Below are 20,464 nucleotides of genomic sequence, written 5' to 3' on the forward strand. Positions count from 1 at the left end.
CCCAGTGGTGTGCATGCCGCACAGACTACGCACCGCCCAAACCCACTGGGGACTTAACTTCACCCCAAATCAGGCAACTTGCTTCCTACTAATCGGTGATGTGACCCCGTTCACCGGATCCCCACTTGTCGCATCCGTAGGGGCGTTCTATCGTCGTGATGTATCGAGTCGATACATCAGCTCGGCATACATCGTGTCGACAGGGCGAGCGGGAGACGGGAGGCGACGATGAGCCGGCGCTCCGGAATACTCGAGTTCGCCGTCCTCGGTCTGCTCCGCGAAGCCCCAATGCACGGCTATGAGCTGCGCAAACGACTCAACACGTCGTTGGGTGTGTTCCGGGCCTTCAGCTACGGGACGCTCTACCCCTGCCTCAAGACGCTGGTCGCCAACGGCTGGTTGATCGAGGAGTCCGGCGGTACCTCGGAGGATGCTGCCGCCGTCCCGCTCACGGGTCGCCGCGCCAAGATCGTCTACCGGTTGACGGCGGAAGGTAAGGAGCACTTCGAGGAGCTGCTCTCGCAGACGGGTCCCGACGCTTACGAGGACGAGCACTTCGCCGCTCGCTTCGCGTTCTTCGGGCAGACCTCCCGGGACGTGCGGATGCGCGTCCTGGAGGGCCGTCGCAGCCGTTTGGAGGAACGGCTGGAGAAGATGCGTGTCTCTCTGACACGCACCCGCGAGCGCCTCGACGACTACACGCTTGAGCTCCAGCGCCACGGGATGGAGTCCGTGGAGCGCGAAGTGCGCTGGCTGAACGAGCTCATCGAGAGCGAGCGGGCGGGACGGGACCTGAAGGGCCCCGCCCACCGAGAGCCCGCTCGCGACACCACAGAGGGAGCGCCGGGCGCCCTGCCCCGGACCGGGGACGCCCCCGGTCCGGATGCGCCCGGCGACACCACCACGTGAGGTCCCTGCCAGGACCTCACTCGTACACACAGGGAGCAACCGGAATGGGTTCGGTTCGCGTAGCCGTCGTCGGTGTGGGCAACTGCGCCGCGTCGCTGGTGCAGGGAGTCGAGTACTACAAGGACGCCGACCCGGCGTCCAAGGTCCCGGGCCTCATGCACGTGCAGTTCGGGGACTACCACGTCAGGGACGTGGAGTTCGTCGCCGCCTTCGACGTCGACGCCAAGAAGGTCGGTCTGGACCTCGCGGACGCCATCGGCGCCTCCGAGAACAACACGATCAAGATCTGTGACGTGCCGAGCACGGGTGTGACCGTGCAGCGCGGCCACACGCTGGACGGCCTCGGCAAGTACTACCGCGAGACCATCGAGGAGTCCGCCGAGGACCCGGTCGACGTGGTCCAGATCCTCAAGGACAAGCAGGTCGACGTCCTCGTCTGCTACCTGCCCGTCGGTTCCGAGGACGCGGCGAAGTTCTACGCCCAGTGCGCCATCGACGCCAAGGTCGCCTTCGTCAACGCCCTTCCGGTCTTCATCGCCGGCACCAAGGAGTGGGCGGACAAGTTCATCGAGGCCGGCGTCCCGATCATCGGTGACGACATCAAGTCCCAGGTGGGTGCCACCATCACCCACCGCGTCATGGCGAAGCTGTTCGAGGACCGGGGTGTGATCCTGGACCGCACGATGCAGCTGAACGTCGGCGGCAACATGGACTTCAAGAACATGCTGGAGCGCGACCGCCTGGAGTCCAAGAAGATCTCCAAGACCCAGGCCGTCACTTCCCAGATCCCCGACCGGGAGCTCGGCGAGAAGAACGTCCACATCGGCCCGTCGGACTACGTCGCCTGGCTCGACGACCGCAAGTGGGCGTACGTCCGCCTGGAGGGCCGTGCCTTCGGTGACGTCCCGTTGAACCTGGAGTACAAGCTCGAGGTCTGGGACTCCCCGAACTCCGCCGGTGTCATCATCGACGCGCTGCGCGCCGCGAAGATCGCCAAGGACCGGGGCATCGGCGGCCCGATCCTGTCGGCGTCGTCGTACTTCATGAAGTCCCCGCCGGTGCAGTACTTCGACGACCAGGCCCGTGAGAACGTCGAGAAGTTCATCAAGGGCGAGGTCGAGCGCTGATCACGCGCTCGTAGTGGGCCTTGCAGGCCCCCGGGTCAGGGGCGAATTCGAAGGGTCGTCGCAACACTGCTGGTCAGCTGGCTAGGTCCAGTAGCTTAGCGAGGCGCTCGGCTGGGGTTTCCCAGCCGAGCGTTTTGCGTGGGCGGCTGTTGAGTTCGGCGGCCACCGTCTCCAGGTGCTCGGGTGTGTGGTCGCTGAGGTCGGTGCTCTTGGGGAAATAATGCCGCAGCAGGCCGTTCGTGTTCTCGTTCGAGCCGCGTTGCCAGGGACTGGCCGGGTTGCAGAAGTAGACCGGGATGTCGGTGGCGACGGTGAACGCGCTGTGGGCGGCCATCTCCGAGCCCTGGTCCCAGGTCAGGGATCGCCACAGGTGCTGCGGGAGGGTCTGAACGGTAGTGGTGAGCGCATTGCGGGTCGCGAGGGCACTGTGTCCGTGTGGCAGATGCACGAGCATCACTTAGCGGGTGGAGCGTTCGACGAGGGTGCCGATGGCGGAACGGCCGTCCTTGCCGATGATGAGGTCGCCCTCCCAGTGCCCGGGGGCGGCCCGGTCCTCCGCTTCGGCCGGCCGGTCACTGATCATGACCATGTTCTTGACCGGCCGGGAGATCCGCTTGGCTGCGTGGCGGTGCGGGCGGCGCACGGCACGTCCGGTGCGCAGAGCGCGGGCCGGCTCCCGGCGCAGTTCACCACGGCCTTGGACGTAGAGGGCCTGGTAGATCGTCTCGTGGACCACGTGCATCTCCGGCCGGTCGGGGAAGCGTGCTCGCAGAGACTGGCAGATCTGCTCGGGGCTCCACCGCATCGTCAGGTGTTCCTGGACGAAGTCCCGCAGCTCGGGGTTCTGGCCGATCTTGCCCACCTTGGGCCGGGGGCGGCGCCGTTCGGCACGGCGGTGGGCATGGAAGGGCTGGTAGGTCCATCCTCCCTTGGGCATGGCTCGGCGGTTGCGGCGTATCTCGCGGCTGATGGTGGAGGGGCTGCGGCCCAGCTCGGCGGCGATCTGCCGGACGGATGCCTTCTCACGCAGCCGGTCGGCGATGTGGATGCGGTCGTGCTCCTGGAGATACCGCGACGGCTGAGGCGGTCCCTCCGGCTCCGGTGGCACGGGTGCCTGCCTGGGCTCCTGATAGATCGGAGCAACCGCCTTGCTGCCGCCGGACGCCTGGCGGCCGTTACGCCACCTCTTGCCCGTGCGGAGGTTGATCCCGACGATGCGGGCCGCTTCCCGGGTGCTGTAGCCCTGCTCCATGAGCTGGAAGTATGCGGCCCGCTCCCGGGTCAGTTTCCCGGCCCCCGGCCTCTTGTTCTCGCGGATCTCGAAGTCCATTGCACCCCTTGAACTGGGGTGTTGCGACGACCACTAGAACTCAAGCAGGTGCCCGGGGGCCTTCCCTGTGTGTGAGGCTGTGCCCCATGTCCGTCGTGCGCGACCTGCGCGTCCTGCTCCGTTTCCGGGACTTCCGGCATCTGCTCGCCGTACGGCTGCTGTCCCAGGGCGCCGACGGCGTCTACCAGGTCGCGCTGGCCACGTACGTCGTCTTCTCGCCCGAGAAACAGACGTCGGCCGCCGCGATCGCCTCCGCGATGGCGGTCCTCCTTCTTCCGTATTCCCTCGTCGGCCCCTTCGCCGGCGTCCTGCTCGACCGCTGGCGACGTCGCCAGGTGCTGCTGTACGGCAACCTGCTCCGCGCCCTCCTGGCTTCGCTGACGGCCGTCCTGGTCCTGAGCCATGTGCCCGACTGGCTCTTCTACGCCTCCGCGCTGTGCGTGACGGCGGTCAATCGCTTCGTCCTGGCGGGCCTCTCCGCCTCACTGCCCCGTGTAGTGGACGCCGACCGCCTGGTGATCGCCAACTCGCTCTCGCCGACAGCCGGGACGCTGGCTGCGACCGCAGGCGGCGGACTCGCCTTCGCCGTACGGCTCGTGGCGTCGGACTCCGACGCCGCGGTGGTCCTCCTGGGCGCGTGCCTCTACCTCTGCGCCGCACTGGCCTCCCTGCGTATCGCCCGGGAGCTGCTCGGCCCGGATCCCGAGCTGGTGCAGCCACGGCTGTGGGCCGCCCTCGCCGGCACCGCGCGGGGTCTGGCAGCGGGCGTACGGCATCTCGCCGAGCCGGGACGGCGGGCGGCTGCCTGGGCGCTGGCCTCTATGACGCTGATGCGATTCTGCTACGGCGCCCTGACCGTCATGGTGCTCATGCTCTGCCGCTACGCCTGGTCGTCCGACAGCTCGGGGGTGTCCGACTCCGATGAGGGATTGGCACTCCTCGGTCTCGCCGTCGGCATCTCGGGAGCGGGATTCTTCACCGCGGCGGTGATCACCCCCTGGGCCGCGGGGCGGCTGGGCCCCGGCCTCTGGATCGTCACCTGCTCCGCGGCCGCCGCCGTGCTGGAACCGGCGCTCGGCCTGCCCTTCACGGAGGTGCCCATACTGATCGCGGCCTTCGTCCTGGGTCTGGTCACACAGGGAGCGAAGATCTCGACGGACACGATCGTCCAGTCCTCCGTCGAGGACGGCTACCGGGGACGGATCTTCTCCCTCTACGACGTCCTGTTCAACGTCGCCTTCGTCGGCGCCGCTGCCGTGGCCGCCCTGATGCTCCCACCGGACGGCCGCTCGGCCGCCCTGGTGGTCACCGTGGCGGTGATCTACGGAGTGATCGCTGTGACTATGGCCCGCCTCGGCGTGGCCCGGCGGAGCTGATACGGCGACGGCGATGTTTCACGTGAAACATCGAGCTCGGTTTCACGTGAAACATCGCCGTCGCGCCGATGCCGGCCGAAGACAACCGACTGGCGCCGTCAGGAAACCTGCGACGCCTCCGCCCACCACTCCTTGAGTGCTGTCACGGCCTCGTCGTGCTCCATCGGCCCGTTCTCCAGACGCAGCTCCAGCAGGAACTTGTACGCCTGCCCGATCACGGGGCCGGGCCCGACACCCAAAATCTCCATGATCTGATTGCCGTCGAGATCCGGGCGGATGGCGTCCAGTTCCTCCTGCTCCTGGAGCTGGGCGATGCGCTCCTCCAGGCCGTCGTACGCCCGGGAGAGAGCGCTCGCCTTGCGCTTGTTCCGTGTGGTGCAGTCGGAGCGGGTCAGCTTGTGGAGGCGGTCCAGGAGCGGGCCGGCGTCTCGCACATAGCGGCGGACAGCGGAGTCCGTCCACTCGCCGGTGCCGTATCCGTGGAAGCGCAGGTGGAGTTCCACCAACCGCGAGACATCCTTGACCTGGTCGTTGGAGTACTTGAGGGCGGTCATGCGCTTCTTGGTCATCTTGGCGCCCACCACCTCATGGTGGTGGAAGGAGACCCGGCCGTCCTTCTCGAAACGACGGGTACGGGGCTTGCCGATGTCGTGCAGCAGCGCGGCGAGCCGCAGCGTGAGGTCCGGCCCGCTCTCCTCCAGCGCGATCGCCTGCTCCAGAACGATCAGTGTGTGGTCGTAGACGTCCTTGTGCCGATGATGCTCGTCACGTTCCAGCCGCAGCGCCGGCAGCTCGGGCAGGACGTGCTCGGCGAGACCGGTGTCGACCAGGAGGGTCAGGCCCTCACGGGGGTGGGCGGACAGGATCAACTTGTTCAGCTCGTCCCGCACCCGCTCAGCCGAGACGATGTCAAGACGGCCGGCCATGTCGCCCATCGCCGAGACGACCTCCGGAGCCACCTCGAAGCCCAGCTGGGCAGCGAAGCGCGCGGCCCTCATCATGCGCAGCGGATCATCGGAGAAGGACGCCTCAGGTGTGCCGGGGGTGCGCAGGACGCGCGCCGAGAGGTCCTCCAGCCCGCCGTGCGGGTCGATGAACTCCTTCTCGGGCAAGGCCACCGCCATCGCGTTCACGGTGAAGTCACGGCGCACGAGATCATCCTCGATCGAGTCGCCGTACGACACCTCGGGCTTGCGCGAGGTCCGGTCGTACGCCTCTGACCGGTAGGTCGTGACCTCGATCTGGTAGCCGTCCTTCTGAGCGCCCACCGTGCCGAACGCGATCCCGACCTCCCAGATGGCGTCCGCCCAGGGCCGCACGATCCTCAACACGTCTTCGGGGCGGGCGTCCGTCGTGAAGTCCAGGTCGTTGCCGAGCCGGCCGAGCAACGCGTCCCTGACCGAACCGCCGACCAGGGCGAGCGAGAACCCGGCCTCCTGGAAACGGCGAGCGAGGTCGTCGGCGACAGGGGACACCCTCAGCAGTTCGCTCACTGCACGGCGCTGCACCTGGCTCAGGGCACTGTTGTCTTCGTTGGCGTTCGGCACAACTGAAAAGGGTACGGGGCGCCGGTGGCCGCGGTCGCCTCCATTGAACGTGCACAAGGGATTCGCGCAGGTGAACCCCGACCCCAGCCCTTTGATACGTGCACATACGGGGACAGCCCGACCTCGTTCCCCGATCTTGTGGAGCGGACCGCGGCACTTCCTCTCAGCGCACATCGTTACCATGCGTGGACGCACATTCCGACGACCACTGACGACGACGAGAGACGGGCGAGCGCGTGGCCGAGGCGGCAGACTTCCAGGGGACGAGTCCCTCACCTGCCCGCCGGTGGCTGCTGCGCACCGGGGCTCTCCTCGCTGGGGCCCCCCTGCTGGCCGGCCTGTTCCAGCTGCCCGCGGCCCCTGCCGCGCAGGCGGCCCCGAAGGTCTCTCTGGCCGAGGCCACGGGGTCGAACACCGTCGAGGTCTCCCTCGACTCACTCAGTCCCAGCGTGCCCACCGAAGGCGACACCGTCACCGTCTCGGGCACGGTCACGAACAAGGGCAAGCAGACCGTCACGGACGCCCATGTGGGCCTGCGGGTGGCCCCGGCTGCCGTGAAGGGCCGCTCGTCCATCGACGACGCGGCCAAACGGACCGGCTTCGACCAGTACACCGACGGGCCCGAGGTCGGCGGAAAGTACACGCAGAAGTTCTCCGCGCTCGCCTCGGGAGTGGCGCAGCCCTTCACCATCTCCGTGCCCGTCAAGGAACTGGACCTCGACTCGGACGGTGTCTATCAGCTGGGGGTCTCCCTCTCGGGCAGGACCGCCGCAGCTCAGTACGACCAGGTCCTCGGCATCCAGCGCACGTTCTTGCCCTGGCAGCCCGACGAGGCGGGCACCAAGACGAAGAGCACGTTTCTCTGGCCGCTGATCTCCAGCACCCACCTGACGGCCGAGACCGGTCCCGGGGAGCAGCAGACGCCCGTCTTCCTCAACGACGACCTGGCCAAGGAGATCTCCGCGGGCGGACGCCTGGAGCAGCTACTGACGCTGGGCAAGGACCTGGACGTCACCTGGGTGATCGATCCGGACCTGCTGGCATCCGTCGTCGCGATGACGGGCGGCTACCAGGTCCGCAGCGGGGACACCACCGTCGCCGGCAGGAATCAGGCCGTCGCCAAGGAATGGCTGGCGGAGCTGGAGACAGCGGTCCAGGGCGAGGAGGTGATCGCCCTCCCCTTCGCCGACCCCGACCTCGCGGCGCTGGCCCACAACGGCAAGACGATCACCGGTTCGCTCAGCCGCCTGAAAGACGCCACCGACGTGGCCGCCGACACAGTCGAGAACATCCTCCGGGTGGAGCCGGAGACGGACTTCGCCTGGCCCGTGAACGGCGCCGTCGACCCGTCCATCGTGAAGGTCGCCATCTCCGCGGGCGCGGACAAGGTGATCGCCCGCAGCGACAGCCTGCAGGAGAGCAGCAGCCTGTCCTACACACCCAACGCGGCTCGGCCCGTCGGCGGCGGCACCACGGCGGTGGTCGCGGACGCCCGACTGTCGACGGCCTTCCAGGGCGACATGACGAAGGCCGAGAGTTCCACGCTGGCGGTTCAGCGGTTCCTCGCCCAGAGCCTGACGACGGACCTCCAGAACGGCAAGCAGCGCAGCATCGTGATCGCTCCGCAGCGCATGCCGTCGGCCAGCCAGGCGCAGACGATGGCGCAGGCTCTCACCGCCCTTCAGGGCGGAAACTGGTCGCAGCCCCAGGAACTCTCGGCTGCCGCCGCCGCGAAGCCCGATCCGAGCGCGACCACCAGGATTCCGCCGGCCACCGCGTACCCCTCGAAACTGCGGAAGCAGGCACTGGCGAAGTCCGCCTTCGAGGAGATCCGGACCACGCAGGCCGACCTGGATCGCTTCAAGGTGATCCTCTCCGACCAGTCCCGAGTGGTCACGCCGTTCGGCAGGACCATGGACCGGGAGATGTCCACCTCCTGGCGAGGCCGTTCCATGGACGCTGCGATCTACCGCAACGGCGTCCAGTCGTACCTCAACTCGCTCACCGAGCAGGTGCGGTTGATCGAGAAGTCCGAGACGAAGCTCTCGGGCCGCAGCGCGACGATCCCCGTGACCGTGCAGAACAACCTCGTGCAGGGTGTCGACAACCTGAAGCTGCGCCTCTCGTCCAATGCACCGAAGCGTCTGAAGATCGGTGACGATTCCTTCGACGAGCAGTCCGTCGACATCTCCGGTGGGCACAGCGAGTCGGTGAAGTTCACCACCAACGCCGAGGCCAACGGGCCGGTCACCGTCGTCGCCCAGCTCTACACCATGGACGGCGAGAAGTATGGTGACGAGGTCAGCTTCACGGTGGACGTCACCGAGGTCACCCCTACGGTGATGCTGGTCATCGCCGGTGGCGTCCTGCTCCTCGTCCTCGCCGGTTTCCGGATGTACACCCAACGCAAGCGCGCCGCCGCCCGAGTGGAGGCGGAGGGAGCCCCGACGGACGACGAGGCGTCGGACAGCGCCTCGAAGGACGACGACGCGAACACCGAGGCGGCTTCAGTCGTACACACTGCCGAGGAGGAGCGCCCGGTGAAGTCCGTGCCGGACGAGCCGGAGCACCGGAGTGACCCGGCACCGGACACCGCTCCGGAAAGCGCCGACCCGTCCGGCACGGGTGAGAGAGTGGACCGTTGAGCGATTGTCGTGGCCGGTTGGCCCGGGGACGATGAGGTGGGGTAACCATGAACGCGCCGTACGACGGTGACCGCGGCCAGGGCGCGGCCGACTCGGGGTACCCCGACGGCCCGCTGCCCGGGCCGGGCCAGGTGCCGCCGCAGCCCCCCGCGGACATGTACCTCCAGGACGCCTACGACCAGGACCCCTACCGCGCTCGGGATCTCGCCGCCCAGGACCCGGTCGCCGAGGCGCTCTACGACCGCGCCGCCCACCCGCCACCGGCTCCGGGCACCTACCAGCCGCAGCAACCGCTCTACGCACAGCCGTCGGCGCCGCAGTACGCGCCCGACCCTCGCGTGTGGGCCCAGACCCCGGCGCCCGAGCCCGAGGGGCCGACACGGCATCTGCCGTACGGGGACGACGCCCGGACCACCCAGTTCGTCGGCGTGGACGACCTGGTGACGCAGGCCGGTGAGGAGCGCCACGAGCCGGACGCCTTCGCCTATCTCTTCCGCGACCAGCAGCAGGGCGGCTCCCCGGTGGGGCAGCCGTCCGTTCCGGGTCCGACCCCGCCCCCGTCCCCGGGCCCGGGTCCCGACCGTGCGGTCCGCGAGGAGCCCGCCCCTGTTCCCACGCCCGCGCCGGCCGCGAAGAAGGGCGGGCGGGCCTCGGGCCTGCTGAAGTCGAGCGCCGTCATGGCGGCGGGCACCATGGTGTCGCGCCTCACGGGGTTCATCCGCTCGGCGATGATCGTTTCGGCGCTCGGTCTCGCCCTTCTCGGTGAGTCCTTCCAAGTCGCCTATCAGTTGCCGACGATGATCTACATCCTCACCGTCGGCGGTGGTCTCAACTCAGTCTTCGTGCCTCAGCTCGTACGGGCCATGAAAGAGGACGATGACGGTGGAGAGGCGTACGCCAACAGGCTGCTGACCCTGGTCATGATGATCCTCGGTCTCCTCACAGCGCTAGCCATGTTCGCCGCGCCACTACTGGTTCGGGCATTGTCGACCCCCCTCGCCACGAACGCCGAAGCCAACGACGTCGCCGTCACCTTCACCCGGTACTTCCTGCCCTCGATCTTCTTCATGGGCATTCACGTGGTGATGGGGCAGATCCTCAACGCCCGTGGGCGCTTCGGCGCGATGATGTGGACTCCGGTCCTCAACAACATCGTCATCATCGTCACTCTCGGCGCGTTCCTCTGGGTCTACGGCAGCGCCGCCAACTCCCACATGACGGTCGAGAACATTCCCCCAGAGGGGGAGCGGCTGCTCGGCATCGGCATTCTCCTGGGCCTCGTGGTCCAAGCCCTGGCGATGATCCCGTACCTGCGGGAAACCGGCTTCCGGCTGCGGCTGCGCTTCGACTGGAAGGGACACGGTCTGGGCAAGGCCGCGATGCTCGCCAAGTGGACGATCCTGTTCGTCCTAGCCAACCAAGCGGGCGCCCTCGTGGTGACTCAGCTGGCGACCGCAGCGGTCACAGAGACGAGGATCGCCGGTACCGGATTCAGCGCCTACGCCAACGCCCAGCTCATCTGGGGCCTGCCGCAGGCCATCATCACCGTCTCGCTCATGGCCGCCCTCCTGCCCCGCATCTCGCGCTCGGCCGCCGAGGACGACGCCGGCGCCGTGCGTGACGACATCTCACAGGGCCTGCGCACCACGGCGGTCGCCATCGTGCCGATCGCCTTCGGCTTCGTCTCGCTCGGCATCCCGATGTGCACGCTGATCTTCGGTTCGTCCGGCACCGGCGCGGCGACGAACATGGGCTTCATGCTGATGGCCTTCGGGCTCGGCCTGATCCCGTACTCCGTGCAGTACGTCGTCCTCCGCGCCTTCTACGCGTACGAGGACACCCGGACGCCCTTCTACAACACGGTCATCGTGGCGGCGGTCAACGCGAGTGCCTCGGCGGTCTGCTTCTTCGTGATCCCGGCCCGCTGGGCGGTGGTCGGCATGGCGGCCTCGTACGGTCTGGCCTACATGATCGGTGTCGGCGTGGCCTGGCGTCGTCTCAAGAAGCGGCTGGGCGGGGATCTGGACGGTTCCAGGGTCATGCGGACGTACGCGCGACTGTCCATCGCCTCGCTGCCCGCGGCGCTGCTCAGTGGTGCCGCCTGCTACGGCATCAGCCGGGCCCTGGGACAGGGCGTCGGCGGCTCGCTGCTCGCGCTCTTCGGGGGAGGAATCGTTCTGCTCGGTGTCTTCTACGTCGCCGCTCGACGCATGCGCATCGAAGAGCTCAACTCGATGGTCGGTATGGTCCGCGGACGGCTGGGGCGCTGAGGCTGGGGTACGCGCACAACCATCGTCCGCCGACGCGTGTCGCTCATAGCGGCGGACTGTGGGCACAATTGGCTTTGGCGTCTTGGAACGCTCAACGGATGGGGAGGCAGGGACGACGGTGGCGGAACGGAGCACAGCTGCCGTCGACGTGGCAGACAACAGCGGGGACGAGCCGCTGACCGCACAAGCGGACCAGTCCACGGCCGACGGGGAGGCCCAGAACCGGGAGCGGGACACGGAAAGCTCGGCGAGCGAAGAGGCACAGGGGAGCGGCGGTTCCGAGGGCCCTTCCAAGACGACACCGCCCGAACTGCACAGCGGGCACAAGCTCGCCAGGCGCTACCGCCTCGAAGAGTGCGTCACCCGTCTGGACGGTTTCAGTAGTTGGCGTGCCGTGGACGAGAAACTGCGTCGCGCGGTCGGAGTGCATGTACTGCCCGCCGATCACACACGTGCTCGGTCCGTGCTGGCGGCGGCCCGCTCCTCAGCGTTGCTGGGTGATCCCCGCTTCGTCCAGGTGCTGGACGCGGTCGAGGAGAACGACCTCGTGTACGTGGTGCACGAATGGCTGCCCGACGCCACGGAACTGACGACTCTGCTGGCGTCGGGTCCGCTGGAACCGCATGACGCGTACCAGATGGTCACGCAGCTCTCCCACGCCATGGCCGCCGCGCACCGGGAGGGCCTCTCGCATCTGCGGCTCAACCCGAGTGCGGTGCTGCGTTCCGCCGCCGGCCAGTGGCGCATTCGTGGTCTCGCGGTGAACGCCGCGCTGCGCGGCATCGGCTCGGACACCCCCCAGCGCACGGACACCGAGGCGATCGGTGCACTGCTGTACGCGGCGCTCACCCAGCGCTGGCCGTACGAGATCGACGCGCACGGCCTCTCCGGGCTTCCCAAGGGCGTCGGCCTCATCGCGCCCGACCAGGTCCGGGCGGGCGTCCACCGAGGGCTGTCGGAGCTGTCCATGCGGGCGCTCGTCAACGACGGCGCCACCGCCTCCCGCCATGAGTCTCCGTGCACGACGCCAGAGGAGTTGGTCAAGGCGATCGGCGAGATGCCCCGCATCCGCCCGCCGGAGCCCGCGTTCACCGCGCCGCCCGATTACCAGCACACCACGTACCAGCAGGGCACGTACGGCCGTCCGGCCCCCCACTCCGGTGTCACACAGCCCCTGCAGGCTCCGCCTGCCCCGCTCCAGAGCCGGACCGGCAAGGCCCTCAAGTGGGCCGTCTCGGCCCTGCTGATCGCCGCACTCGGTCTCGGCAGCTGGCAGCTGGCCGACGCGCTCATGAACCAGGGCAGCCAGTCCAGCGAGCCGGACACGAGCCAGCCGACCGACGGCAATGGCAAGGGCACCGACAAAGCCAAGCCCGTCACGACACTCAGCATCAAGAGCGCAGCGGAGTACTACCCGGACGGGAAGGCCCAGCATCCCAGCGATGTGGGCCTGACGTACGACAGCAGCGGGTCGACGTACTGGCGGACCTACTCCTTCAGGGGCGGTCCCACGCTGGCTCCGTACAAGCAGGGCGTCGGCATCGTCTACGACCTCGGCTCGGCACAGGAGGTGTCGGCGGCCTCGATAGGGCTGTACTACTCCGGCGACCACACCACGGCCACGCTCTACGCGGCCGACTCCCTGTCGTCGTCCGCTCCCCTCAGCTCCATGACGAAGATCGCTTCCAACCGGACCACAGGGACAGAACTCAAGATCTCCGCCAAGAAGTCGGTGAAGACCCGGTACGTTCTCGTCTGGCTCACCGATGTGCCCAATGCGGCCGGTGACCAGTACAGCGACCCTGGCTACAAGCAGGCGATCACCGACGTGAAGTTCATGGGCTGAGAGTCACAGACGGGAGGGGGTCCGATGGCGCACAGCGCTGATCACAGCGGGGCGAGCGATCAGGATCTCCTGGCCTGGCACGTGGAGGGGGATTCGGACGCCTTCACGGAACTCGTTCGGCGGCACCGGGACCGGCTCTGGGCGGTGGCACTGCGCACACTGGGGGACCGCGAGGAGGCCGCCGACGCCGTCCAGGATGCCCTCGTGTCCGCCTACCGGGCCGCCCACACCTTCCGTGGCCAGTCGGCCGTCACGACCTGGCTGCACCGCATCACGGTGAATGCCTGCCTGGACCGCGCCCGCAAGGCCGCGTCCCGGAAGACGTCGCCCGTCGACGACACCGAGCGCCTGGAGCAGCTTCTGGAGCCGCACGAATCGGCGTCCGCTCCGGCCGAGCGCAATGATCTGCACCGCCAGCTGCTGGAGGCTCTGGGCACCCTGCCGAAGGATCAGCGGGCGGCGCTCGTCCTGGTGGACATGCAGGGCTATCCGGTGGCGGAGGCCGCGCGCATCCTCGATGTGCCGACCGGCACAGTGAAGAGCCGCTGCGCCCGTGGCAGAGCCAGACTTCTGCCGCTCCTGACTCATCTCCGAGCGGACGGCGAGGGGGAAGGCGGCAAAAAGTCGGGGCGCGGAAGGAACCGGGCGCAGGGGACATCCGTCCCACCCGCAGCGGGAGCACATGATGCAGGGCCAAGCGATTCAGCTGCTGTGAAGGGCGGAGGTGGGCGAGCGTGACATCCACGACCGACGCGGCCGGGCACCCGGAAGTCACGGAGATCTCCGACCTCAGCGAGGGTCTTCTGCCTCCTGCCCGCACTGCGGATGTCCGTCAGCACCTGGACGAGTGCCCTCTCTGCTCCGACGTCTTCGACTCGCTGGAGGAGATCCGCGGTCTGCTCGGCACCCTGCCAGGGCCTCCCCGCATGCCCGACGACGTAGCGGGAAGGATCGACGCCGCCCTGGCTGCCGAGGCTCTGCTGAGCGCCGCGGCACCCGAGAACGAGACGACCGAAGAGCCCGCCGCTGTCTCTCGCACCGCTGCGAGCGAGAACGGCTCGCATGTTTCACGTGAAACATCGCCTGCCGGGGATCGCCCTGCCGGTCATCCACGCGCGTCCACCGGGCCGGGCCGGACGAGTCGGAAACCGCGCAGCCGTCGTAGGGCGGCTATCGGTGCCGTCTTCGCGATCGCGGCCCTGGGCTTCGGCGCCGTTCTCGTCCAGTCGATCGGTGAGAACGACAGTCCTTCCGGCACGGCTTCCGACACCTTCTCCGGCGTCAAGCTGGAGAAGCGGGTCGAGGCCATTCTGGGCAAGACCGAGAGCGGCAGCTCCCCCGAACGGGATCCCTTCGGGACTGCCACCTCACCGGACAAGAGCACGAAGACGTTCTTCACCGCCGACGTGCCCGACTGCATCGCGAAGGGCATCGGAGACACCACAGGTGCGATCGCTTCCGAGCCGGGCACCTACCGCGGAGCTGACGCTTACCTGGTTCTGCTGCCCGACCGCTCCGACGACGCACGCGTCACCGCTTACGTCGTCGACGCCTCGTGCCTGAAGGACGCTTCGGAACCTGTCGGCGACGTTCTCGTGAAGCACTCCTACGCCCGTCCCTGAGGACGGGCTTCAGCGCTGTGCCACCTCGGGCAAACCCGTGGGCGGGGTCGCGCCTCCGTGTGCCCGGACACACCGGGAATGCGCGCCCCTTAGGATCCGTTGGGTGGGGTGAGAGTTTCGAGAGCAGCTCCCACCGGCAGTACGCAGCAGTCTCCAGAGACGAGGAACCAAGCCGTGAGCGACGTCCGTAACGTGATCATCATCGGGTCCGGGCCCGCCGGCTACACGGCGGCGCTCTACACCGCGCGCGCGTCGCTGAAGCCGCTGGTGTTCGAGGGCGCCGTCACCGCAGGTGGCGCGCTGATGAACACCACCGATGTGGAGAACTTCCCCGGCTTCCGGGACGGCATCATGGGCCCCGACCTCATGGACAACATGCGTGCCCAGGCCGAGCGCTTCGGTGCCGAGCTCGTTCCGGACGACATCGTCGACGTCGACCTGAGCAGCGAGATCAAGACCGTCACGGACACTGCGGGCACGGTGCATCGCGCCAAGGCTGTCATCGTCACCACGGGCTCCCAGCACCGCAAGCTCGGGCTCCCCAATGAGGACGCGCTCTCCGGCCGTGGAGTCTCCTGGTGCGCCACCTGTGACGGGTTCTTCTTCAAGGATCAGGACATCGCAGTGATCGGCGGCGGCGACACCGCCATGGAGGAGGCCACCTTCCTCTCGCGGTTCGCCAAGTCCGTGACCATCGTCCACCGCCGGGACACCTTGCGGGCCTCCAAGGCGATGCAGGAGCGGGCGTTCGCCGACCCGAAGATCTCCTTCGTGTGGGACAGCGAGGTCGCCGAGATCCAGGGCGACCAGAAGCTCGCCGGTCTGAAGCTGCGCAACCTCAAGACGGGCGAGACGGCCGGGCTGCCGGTGACGGGCCTGTTCATCGCGATCGGACACGACCCGCGCACGGAACTCTTCAAGGGACAGCTCGACCTGGACGACGAGGGCTACCTGAAGGTGGCCTCCCCGTCGACCCGTACGAACCTGACCGGTGTCTTCGGCGCCGGCGACGTCGTCGACCACACGTACCGCCAGGCGATCACCGCCGCCGGCACCGGCTGCGCCGCCGCCCTCGACGCCGAGCGCTTCCTTGCCGCTCTCGCCGACGGCGACCAGGCCGCCGAGCCTGAGAAGACGACCGTCTGACCCCCGTCCGCCCCACCGCACCAACCAGTTAGGAGCCCTCAGTGGCCGGCACTCTGAAGAACGTGACCGACGACTCCTTCGAGCAGGATGTCCTCAAGAACGACAAGCCCGTCCTGGTGGACTTCTGGGCCGCATGGTGCGGTCCGTGCCGCCAGATCGCGCCGTCCCTCGAAGCGATCGCCCAGGAGTACGGCGACAAGATCGAGATCGTCAAGCTCAACATCGACGAGAACCCTGCCACGGCTGCCAAGTACGGCGTCATGTCCATCCCGACGCTGAACGTCTACCAGGGTGGCGAGGTGGCCAAGACCATCGTCGGCGCCAAGCCCAAGGCGGCGATCGTGCGCGACCTCGGGGACTTCATCGCCGAGTGATGTTTCACGTGAAACACGAAGGGGCCGACCTGAGAGGGTCGGCCCCTTCGCTTTAGAGCGGTCGCAGCGCCGGCTCCTTCTGCACGGCTCCCAGAAGCCGGTCCAACGCCAGCTCGACGTCTTCCTTCCAGGAGAGCGTCGTCCTCAGCTCCAGGCGCAGCCGAGGATAGGTGGGGTGGGGCCGCACCGTCTTGAAGCCCACGGCCGTCAGATGGTCGGCGGGGAGCACGCACGCCGGTTCCTTCCAGCGAGCGTCCCCGAAGGCCTCGATCGCTTTGAAGCCCCGTCTCAGTAGATCCTTGGCAACCGTCTGGACCATGACACGGCCCAGCCCCTGGCCCTGGTAATCCTGGCTGATGAAGGCGGTCATCAACTGGACGGCGTCCGGGGAGACGGGACTCGTGGGAAACGCCGTGGAGCGGGGCACATAGGCTGGAGGCGCATACAGTACGAAGCCGACTGGCACTTCGTCCACGTAGACGACCCGACCGCACGACCCCCAGTCCAACAGGACTGCTGAGATCCACGCTTCCTTCTCGAGAGCCGAAGTGCCCGCCTCTACCGCGGCTTCGCCGCTGACGGGGTCCAACTCCCAGAAGACGCACGCGCGACAGCGCTTGGGAAGGTCCTGAAGGTTGTCCAGCGTGAGCGGTACGAGCCGACGCCCCATGAAGGCTGTTCCTCGCTTCCCTCGCCCGCAGCGTCGCGAGCGGCTGTCAGAGCGCTCCGCTCCCTGAGCAGACTGCCGACGAACCCGCCGACGGCCCCCAGCCCCAGGCCTGCGGTCACCAGTCCGGAACGGTTCACGGTTCGCATGGCCCGCCTCTCCACAAAGATCCGCCAGGTCGATGCGCCATACCCGAACGCATCGTATCCACGATGCGATTTCCTAGATACCGCCTCAAAGCAAAGAGCGGGCTGTGTCCGGTATACATCGGACACAGCCCGCTCATGCGGTCGACCAGCCGAGGGCCGTCCTGCGAATCGGAGGGTCAGGCCTCCGACTCCTCCGAGGGATCGTCCAGGAGACTCTTCTGGAGAGCGAGCTTCTCGCCAGGAGCGAGGGTGCTCAGGATCCGCTCAAGGTCCTCGGTGGAGGCGAACTCCACGGTGATCTTGCCCTTCTTCTGCCCCAGATCGATCTTCACGCGCGTCTCGAAGCGATCCGACAGTCGGGTTGCGAGCTCGCCCAGCGCCGGGGAGGGCACGGAGCCGGCCCGAGGGCCCTTGGACCGTGCCGTGCTCTTCGGACGCGATCCCATGAGGGTGACGATCTCTTCGACCGCTCGCACCGAGAGTCCTTCAGCCACGATCCGGTGCGCCAGCTTGTCCTGCTCTTCTGAGTCCTCGACGGAGAGCAACGCCCGGGCGTGCCCGGCGGAGAGAACACCAGCTGCCACACGGCGCTGGACCGCCGCCGAAAGCTTCAGCAGACGCAGCGTGTTGGAGACCTGAGGGCGCGAGCGACCGATGCGGTCGGCCAACTGGTCATGCGTGCAGTTGAAGTCTTTGAGCAACTGGTCGTACGCGAAGGCTTCTTCCAGCGGGTTCAGCTGGGCGCGGTGCAGATTCTCGAGAAGCGCGTCCAGCAGCAGCTTCTCGTCGTCCGTCGCCCGCACGATCGCCGGAATAGCGTCGAGCTCGGCCTCATGGCAGGCTCGCCAGCGCCGCTCACCCATGATGAGCTCGTAGCGGGCCGGGCCCACCTGCCGTACGACGATGGGCTGGAGAAGGCCGACCTCCTTGATGGAGGTGACGAGTTCCTGGAGAAGATCCTCGTCGAACACCTCGCGGGGCTGGCGCGGGTTCGGGGTGATGGAGTCGAGAGGCAGCTCCGCGAAGTAAGCGCCGACCGGTGCTGCGGGCAATTCGGCTGCGGTGCGCGGCGACAACTCCTCTGTTTCACGTGAAACAGGCGAGAGTGTGGCCAGCTTCGAAGCCGCCACCCCACGCTCCGGAGTGAAAACAGATGCCGCTGCTGGGGTGGCGGCGGGCGCGGCAGCTGCCGGAGCCTCCTTCTCCCCCGTCGCGGCCGCTGGGATCAGTGCGGCGAGACCACGGCCCAGCCCCCTCCGTCGATCACTCACTGGATCCCCTCCACCACACTCGGATTGTTCTGAGCACCGATGTGGGCGTGCGCCGGGTCGTACCCGACGCCCACGCCCTTCAGTGCGATTTCCCGTGCCGCCTCAAGGTAGGAGAGGGCACCGCTCGATCCTGGATCGTATGTCAGCACCGTCTGCCCATAGCTCGGCGCCTCAGAGATCCGGACGGAGCGGGGAATGCTCGTCCGCAGGACCTCCTCGCCGAAGTGGGTGCGCACCTCGTCGGCGACCTGGGACGCCAGACGCGTCCGGCCGTCGTACATGGTGAGCAGGATGGTCGACACATGGAGGACGGGGTTGAGGTGCCCCCGTACCAGGTCGACGTTGCGGAGCAGCTGCCCAAGACCCTCCAGCGCGTAGTACTCGCACTGGATCGGGATGAGGACCTCCTGGCCGGCGACCAATGCGTTCACCGTCAGGAGACCCAGCGAGGGCGGGCAGTCGATGAGGATGTAATCCAGGGGCTGCTCGTACGCCTGGATCGCTCGCTGCAGTCGGCTCTCTCGTGCCACCAGTGATACCAGCTCGATCTCCGCACCGGCGAGATCGATCGTGGCGGGGGCGCAGAAGAGGCCTTCTACATCGGGCACGGGCTGAACGACTTCTGACAGCGGCTTGCTGTCGATCAGCACGTCGTAGATGGACGGCACCTCGGCGTGATGGTCGATTCCCAGCGCGGTGGACGCGTTGCCCTGAGGGTCGAGGTCGACCACGAGGACACGGGCGCCGTGCAGAGCCAGCGAAGCGGCGAGATTGACCGTCGTCGTGGTCTTTCCGACGCCGCCCTTCTGGTTGGCGACGACCATGACTCGGGTCTGCTCGGGCCTAGGCAATCCCTCACCGGCCCGGCCCAGAGCCTCTACTGCCAGTTGGGCAGCACGACCGATGGGAGTGTCGTCCATCGGGGGCGGTGTTTCACGTGAAACATCCTCCCCCATCGACTCGGTGCGGGGACCGGGGACCGGATCGGTCATCGGTCCCGCGATGTTGGCGTCGGACCGCAAGGATTCACTCTCCTCGACTTCAGGCTCGCAATGAACAGAGCCTCCCATGCCTTCGGGGTCGTGAACCAGTGAGGCCTGGTGTTCTGTGGAGAATTCCACCTCTGTGGAAAACTCCGTTACCTCTCCGAGTGACCCGAGAGGCTTCCGGTCACGCGGTTCGGCCGCGGCGCGGCCACGGCTGATGATGCCGTGCAGCAATGAGCGACGTTTCACGTGAAACACGATGCCCAGCAGCACAGGCCACGCTCGCGCGACACTCCGAGATGCGTAGGTTTGGAAGCTTGTGTGGAGTACGACTCGTCGTCAGGACGGATCAGCGAACGTCCAGATCAATGCCTAGCGGCGACGCCGTACCCGTCCCGCCCGAGCCGCCTTCGCCCGCTTGGCAGCGAAGCGCACACCACCCGGGCTCTCCCCGACCTCCACGCGGACAACCGTGGACAACGGATCGACCACGCCCTCGCCCACATGGTGGATCGAGGTCTCCACCGCGCCGAGCTTGCTCAGGGCGGTGGCTGCGCTCTTCAGCTCCTCCTCCGCGGTGTCTCCCTTGAGCGCCAGCATCTCCCCGTACGGGCGCAGCAGCGGGATACCCCAGCCGGCCAGCCGGTCCAGTGGTGCGACCGCTCGTGCCGTCACCACATGGACGGGCTGCAGCGTCCCGAGGACTTCCTCGGCTCGGCCGCGGACGACGGTCACATGGTCGAGGCCAAGGAGTTCGACCACCTCGGTCAGGAAGTTCGTGCGCCGCAGCAGGGGCTCCAGCAGCGTGATCTTCAAGTCGTTCCGGACGAGGGCCAGCGGGATACCGGGCAGTCCGGCTCCGGAGCCGACATCGCACACCGTCACCCCCTCGGGTACGACCTCGGAGAGCACTGCGCAGTTCAGCAGATGCCTCTCCCACAGCCGGGGTACCTCCCGCGGGCCGATGAGCCCGCGCTGTACTCCCGCCTCAGCCAGGAGCTCGGCGTATCGGACCGCGTCCGCGTAGCGATCACCGAATACGTCGCGCGCCTGCTCGGGCGCAGGGGGGAGCTCCGCTGCCTCCGTCACGGGGACCGTCCTTCCGTACCGCAAGAGCGCACTGGGCGCTGACACCAGAACAACAGGCTGACAAAGTTCGGCCCCGCCTGCAGGCAGACGGGGCCGGAGAAGCGTTGTAC

Annotated in this window: 15 protein-coding genes and 1 pseudogene; 10 read left to right on the plus strand and 6 right to left on the minus strand. The window is 67.7% G+C overall.

Features of this window, described 5'->3' with window-relative positions; genetic code table 11:
* Nucleotides 1-228: 228 nt before the first annotated feature.
* A complete protein-coding gene (locus tag P1P70_RS00785) occupies nucleotides 229-909 on the plus strand; it encodes a PadR family transcriptional regulator (RefSeq protein ID WP_319233648.1) in 681 nt (226 codons plus the stop codon).
* Nucleotides 910-953: 44 nt separating this feature from the next.
* Nucleotides 954-2,036: an inositol-3-phosphate synthase gene (locus tag P1P70_RS00790; RefSeq protein ID WP_319233649.1), complete on the plus strand. Its 1,083-nt coding sequence runs from the start codon at nucleotides 954-956 to the stop codon at nucleotides 2,034-2,036.
* A 73-nt stretch (nucleotides 2,037-2,109) separates the two neighbouring features.
* Here P1P70_RS00790 and P1P70_RS00795 read toward each other — a convergent pair.
* Nucleotides 2,110-3,288, minus strand: a pseudogene (locus tag P1P70_RS00795) (IS30 family transposase).
* A 164-nt stretch (nucleotides 3,289-3,452) separates the two neighbouring features.
* Between P1P70_RS00795 and P1P70_RS00800 the strand changes: the two are divergent.
* Nucleotides 3,453-4,742, plus strand: coding sequence for an MFS transporter (locus P1P70_RS00800; RefSeq protein WP_319233651.1), 1,290 nt, complete (start codon nucleotides 3,453-3,455; stop codon nucleotides 4,740-4,742).
* Nucleotides 4,743-4,840: 98 nt separating this feature from the next.
* On the opposite strand, the gene P1P70_RS00805 is transcribed toward P1P70_RS00800, so the two are convergent.
* The gene (locus P1P70_RS00805; RefSeq protein WP_319233652.1) at nucleotides 4,841-6,289 is read right to left on the minus strand and encodes a CCA tRNA nucleotidyltransferase; all 1,449 of its coding nucleotides are present in this window, start codon (nucleotides 6,287-6,289) and stop codon (nucleotides 4,841-4,843) included.
* 236 nt (nucleotides 6,290-6,525) lie between these two features.
* Between P1P70_RS00805 and P1P70_RS00810 the strand changes: the two genes are divergently transcribed.
* The 7 genes from P1P70_RS00810 to trxA all read left to right on the plus strand — a co-directional run bounded on the left by P1P70_RS00810 (nucleotide 6,526) and on the right by trxA (nucleotide 16,192).
* Nucleotides 6,526-8,934 (plus strand): DUF6049 family protein, encoded by a 2,409-nt coding sequence (locus tag P1P70_RS00810; RefSeq protein ID WP_319233654.1) that lies wholly within the window; start codon nucleotides 6,526-6,528, stop codon nucleotides 8,932-8,934.
* Nucleotides 8,935-8,981: 47 nt separating this feature from the next.
* Nucleotides 8,982-11,204: a murein biosynthesis integral membrane protein MurJ gene (gene murJ, locus P1P70_RS00815; protein ID WP_319233655.1), complete on the plus strand. Its 2,223-nt coding sequence runs from the start codon at nucleotides 8,982-8,984 to the stop codon at nucleotides 11,202-11,204.
* 118 nt (nucleotides 11,205-11,322) lie between these two features.
* A complete protein-coding gene (locus tag P1P70_RS00820; protein ID WP_319233656.1) occupies nucleotides 11,323-13,050 on the plus strand; it encodes a serine/threonine protein kinase in 1,728 nt (575 codons plus the stop codon).
* Between the two features lie 24 nt (nucleotides 13,051-13,074).
* Entirely contained in the window at nucleotides 13,075-13,788 is a 714-nt protein-coding gene (sigM, locus tag P1P70_RS00825; RefSeq protein WP_319233658.1) for an RNA polymerase sigma factor SigM, read from the plus strand.
* Nucleotides 13,785-14,672, plus strand: a complete 888-nt coding sequence (locus tag P1P70_RS00830; protein WP_319233659.1) for a hypothetical protein — start codon at nucleotides 13,785-13,787, stop codon at nucleotides 14,670-14,672. The genes sigM and P1P70_RS00830 overlap by 4 nt, the downstream gene beginning before the upstream one ends.
* A gap of 174 nt (nucleotides 14,673-14,846) precedes the next feature.
* Entirely contained in the window at nucleotides 14,847-15,818 is a 972-nt protein-coding gene (gene trxB, locus P1P70_RS00835) for a thioredoxin-disulfide reductase (protein ID WP_319233661.1), read from the plus strand.
* Nucleotides 15,819-15,859: 41 nt separating this feature from the next.
* On the plus strand, nucleotides 15,860-16,192 hold the full coding sequence (trxA, locus tag P1P70_RS00840) for a thioredoxin (protein ID WP_086754133.1): 333 nt from the start codon (nucleotides 15,860-15,862) through the stop codon (nucleotides 16,190-16,192).
* A 52-nt stretch (nucleotides 16,193-16,244) separates the two neighbouring features.
* Here the strand turns inward: trxA and P1P70_RS00845 are convergent, their stop codons facing one another.
* The 4 genes from P1P70_RS00845 to rsmG all read right to left on the minus strand — a co-directional run bounded on the left by P1P70_RS00845 (nucleotide 16,245) and on the right by rsmG (nucleotide 20,354).
* Entirely contained in the window at nucleotides 16,245-16,862 is a 618-nt protein-coding gene (locus P1P70_RS00845) for a GNAT family N-acetyltransferase (RefSeq protein WP_319233662.1), read from the minus strand.
* Between the two features lie 322 nt (nucleotides 16,863-17,184).
* A complete protein-coding gene (locus P1P70_RS00850) occupies nucleotides 17,185-18,279 on the minus strand; it encodes a ParB/RepB/Spo0J family partition protein (RefSeq protein ID WP_319233663.1) in 1,095 nt (364 codons plus the stop codon).
* Nucleotides 18,276-19,349 (minus strand): ParA family protein, encoded by a 1,074-nt coding sequence (locus tag P1P70_RS00855; RefSeq protein ID WP_319233690.1) that lies wholly within the window; start codon nucleotides 19,347-19,349, stop codon nucleotides 18,276-18,278. Before P1P70_RS00855 ends, P1P70_RS00850 begins: the two co-directional genes overlap by 4 nt.
* Nucleotides 19,350-19,637: 288 nt before the next feature.
* On the minus strand, nucleotides 19,638-20,354 hold the full coding sequence (rsmG, locus tag P1P70_RS00860; RefSeq protein ID WP_319233664.1) for a 16S rRNA (guanine(527)-N(7))-methyltransferase RsmG: 717 nt from the start codon (nucleotides 20,352-20,354) through the stop codon (nucleotides 19,638-19,640).
* Nucleotides 20,355-20,464 lie beyond the last annotated feature (110 nt).

Origin of the sequence: Streptomyces sp. MB09-02B, from assembly GCF_033794485.1 — a bacterium.
Taxonomy (GTDB): domain Bacteria; phylum Actinomycetota; class Actinomycetes; order Streptomycetales; family Streptomycetaceae; genus Streptomyces.

What these genes read in the sequence shown, in the direction of transcription:
- P1P70_RS00855 (WP_319233690.1), bottom strand. Translation starts at nt 19,349, where the DNA reads ATGGGAGGCTCTGTTCATTGCGAGCCTGAAGTCGAGGAGAGTGAATCC.
- P1P70_RS00785 (WP_319233648.1), top strand. Translation starts at nt 229, where the DNA reads ATGAGCCGGCGCTCCGGAATACTCGAGTTCGCCGTCCTCGGTCTGCTC.
- P1P70_RS00845 (WP_319233662.1), bottom strand. Translation starts at nt 16,862, where the DNA reads ATGGGGCGTCGGCTCGTACCGCTCACGCTGGACAACCTTCAGGACCTT.
- P1P70_RS00790 (WP_319233649.1), top strand. Translation starts at nt 954, where the DNA reads ATGGGTTCGGTTCGCGTAGCCGTCGTCGGTGTGGGCAACTGCGCCGCG.
- P1P70_RS00800 (WP_319233651.1), top strand. Translation starts at nt 3,453, where the DNA reads ATGTCCGTCGTGCGCGACCTGCGCGTCCTGCTCCGTTTCCGGGACTTC.
- sigM (WP_319233658.1), top strand. Translation starts at nt 13,075, where the DNA reads ATGGCGCACAGCGCTGATCACAGCGGGGCGAGCGATCAGGATCTCCTG.
- murJ (WP_319233655.1), top strand. Translation starts at nt 8,982, where the DNA reads ATGAACGCGCCGTACGACGGTGACCGCGGCCAGGGCGCGGCCGACTCG.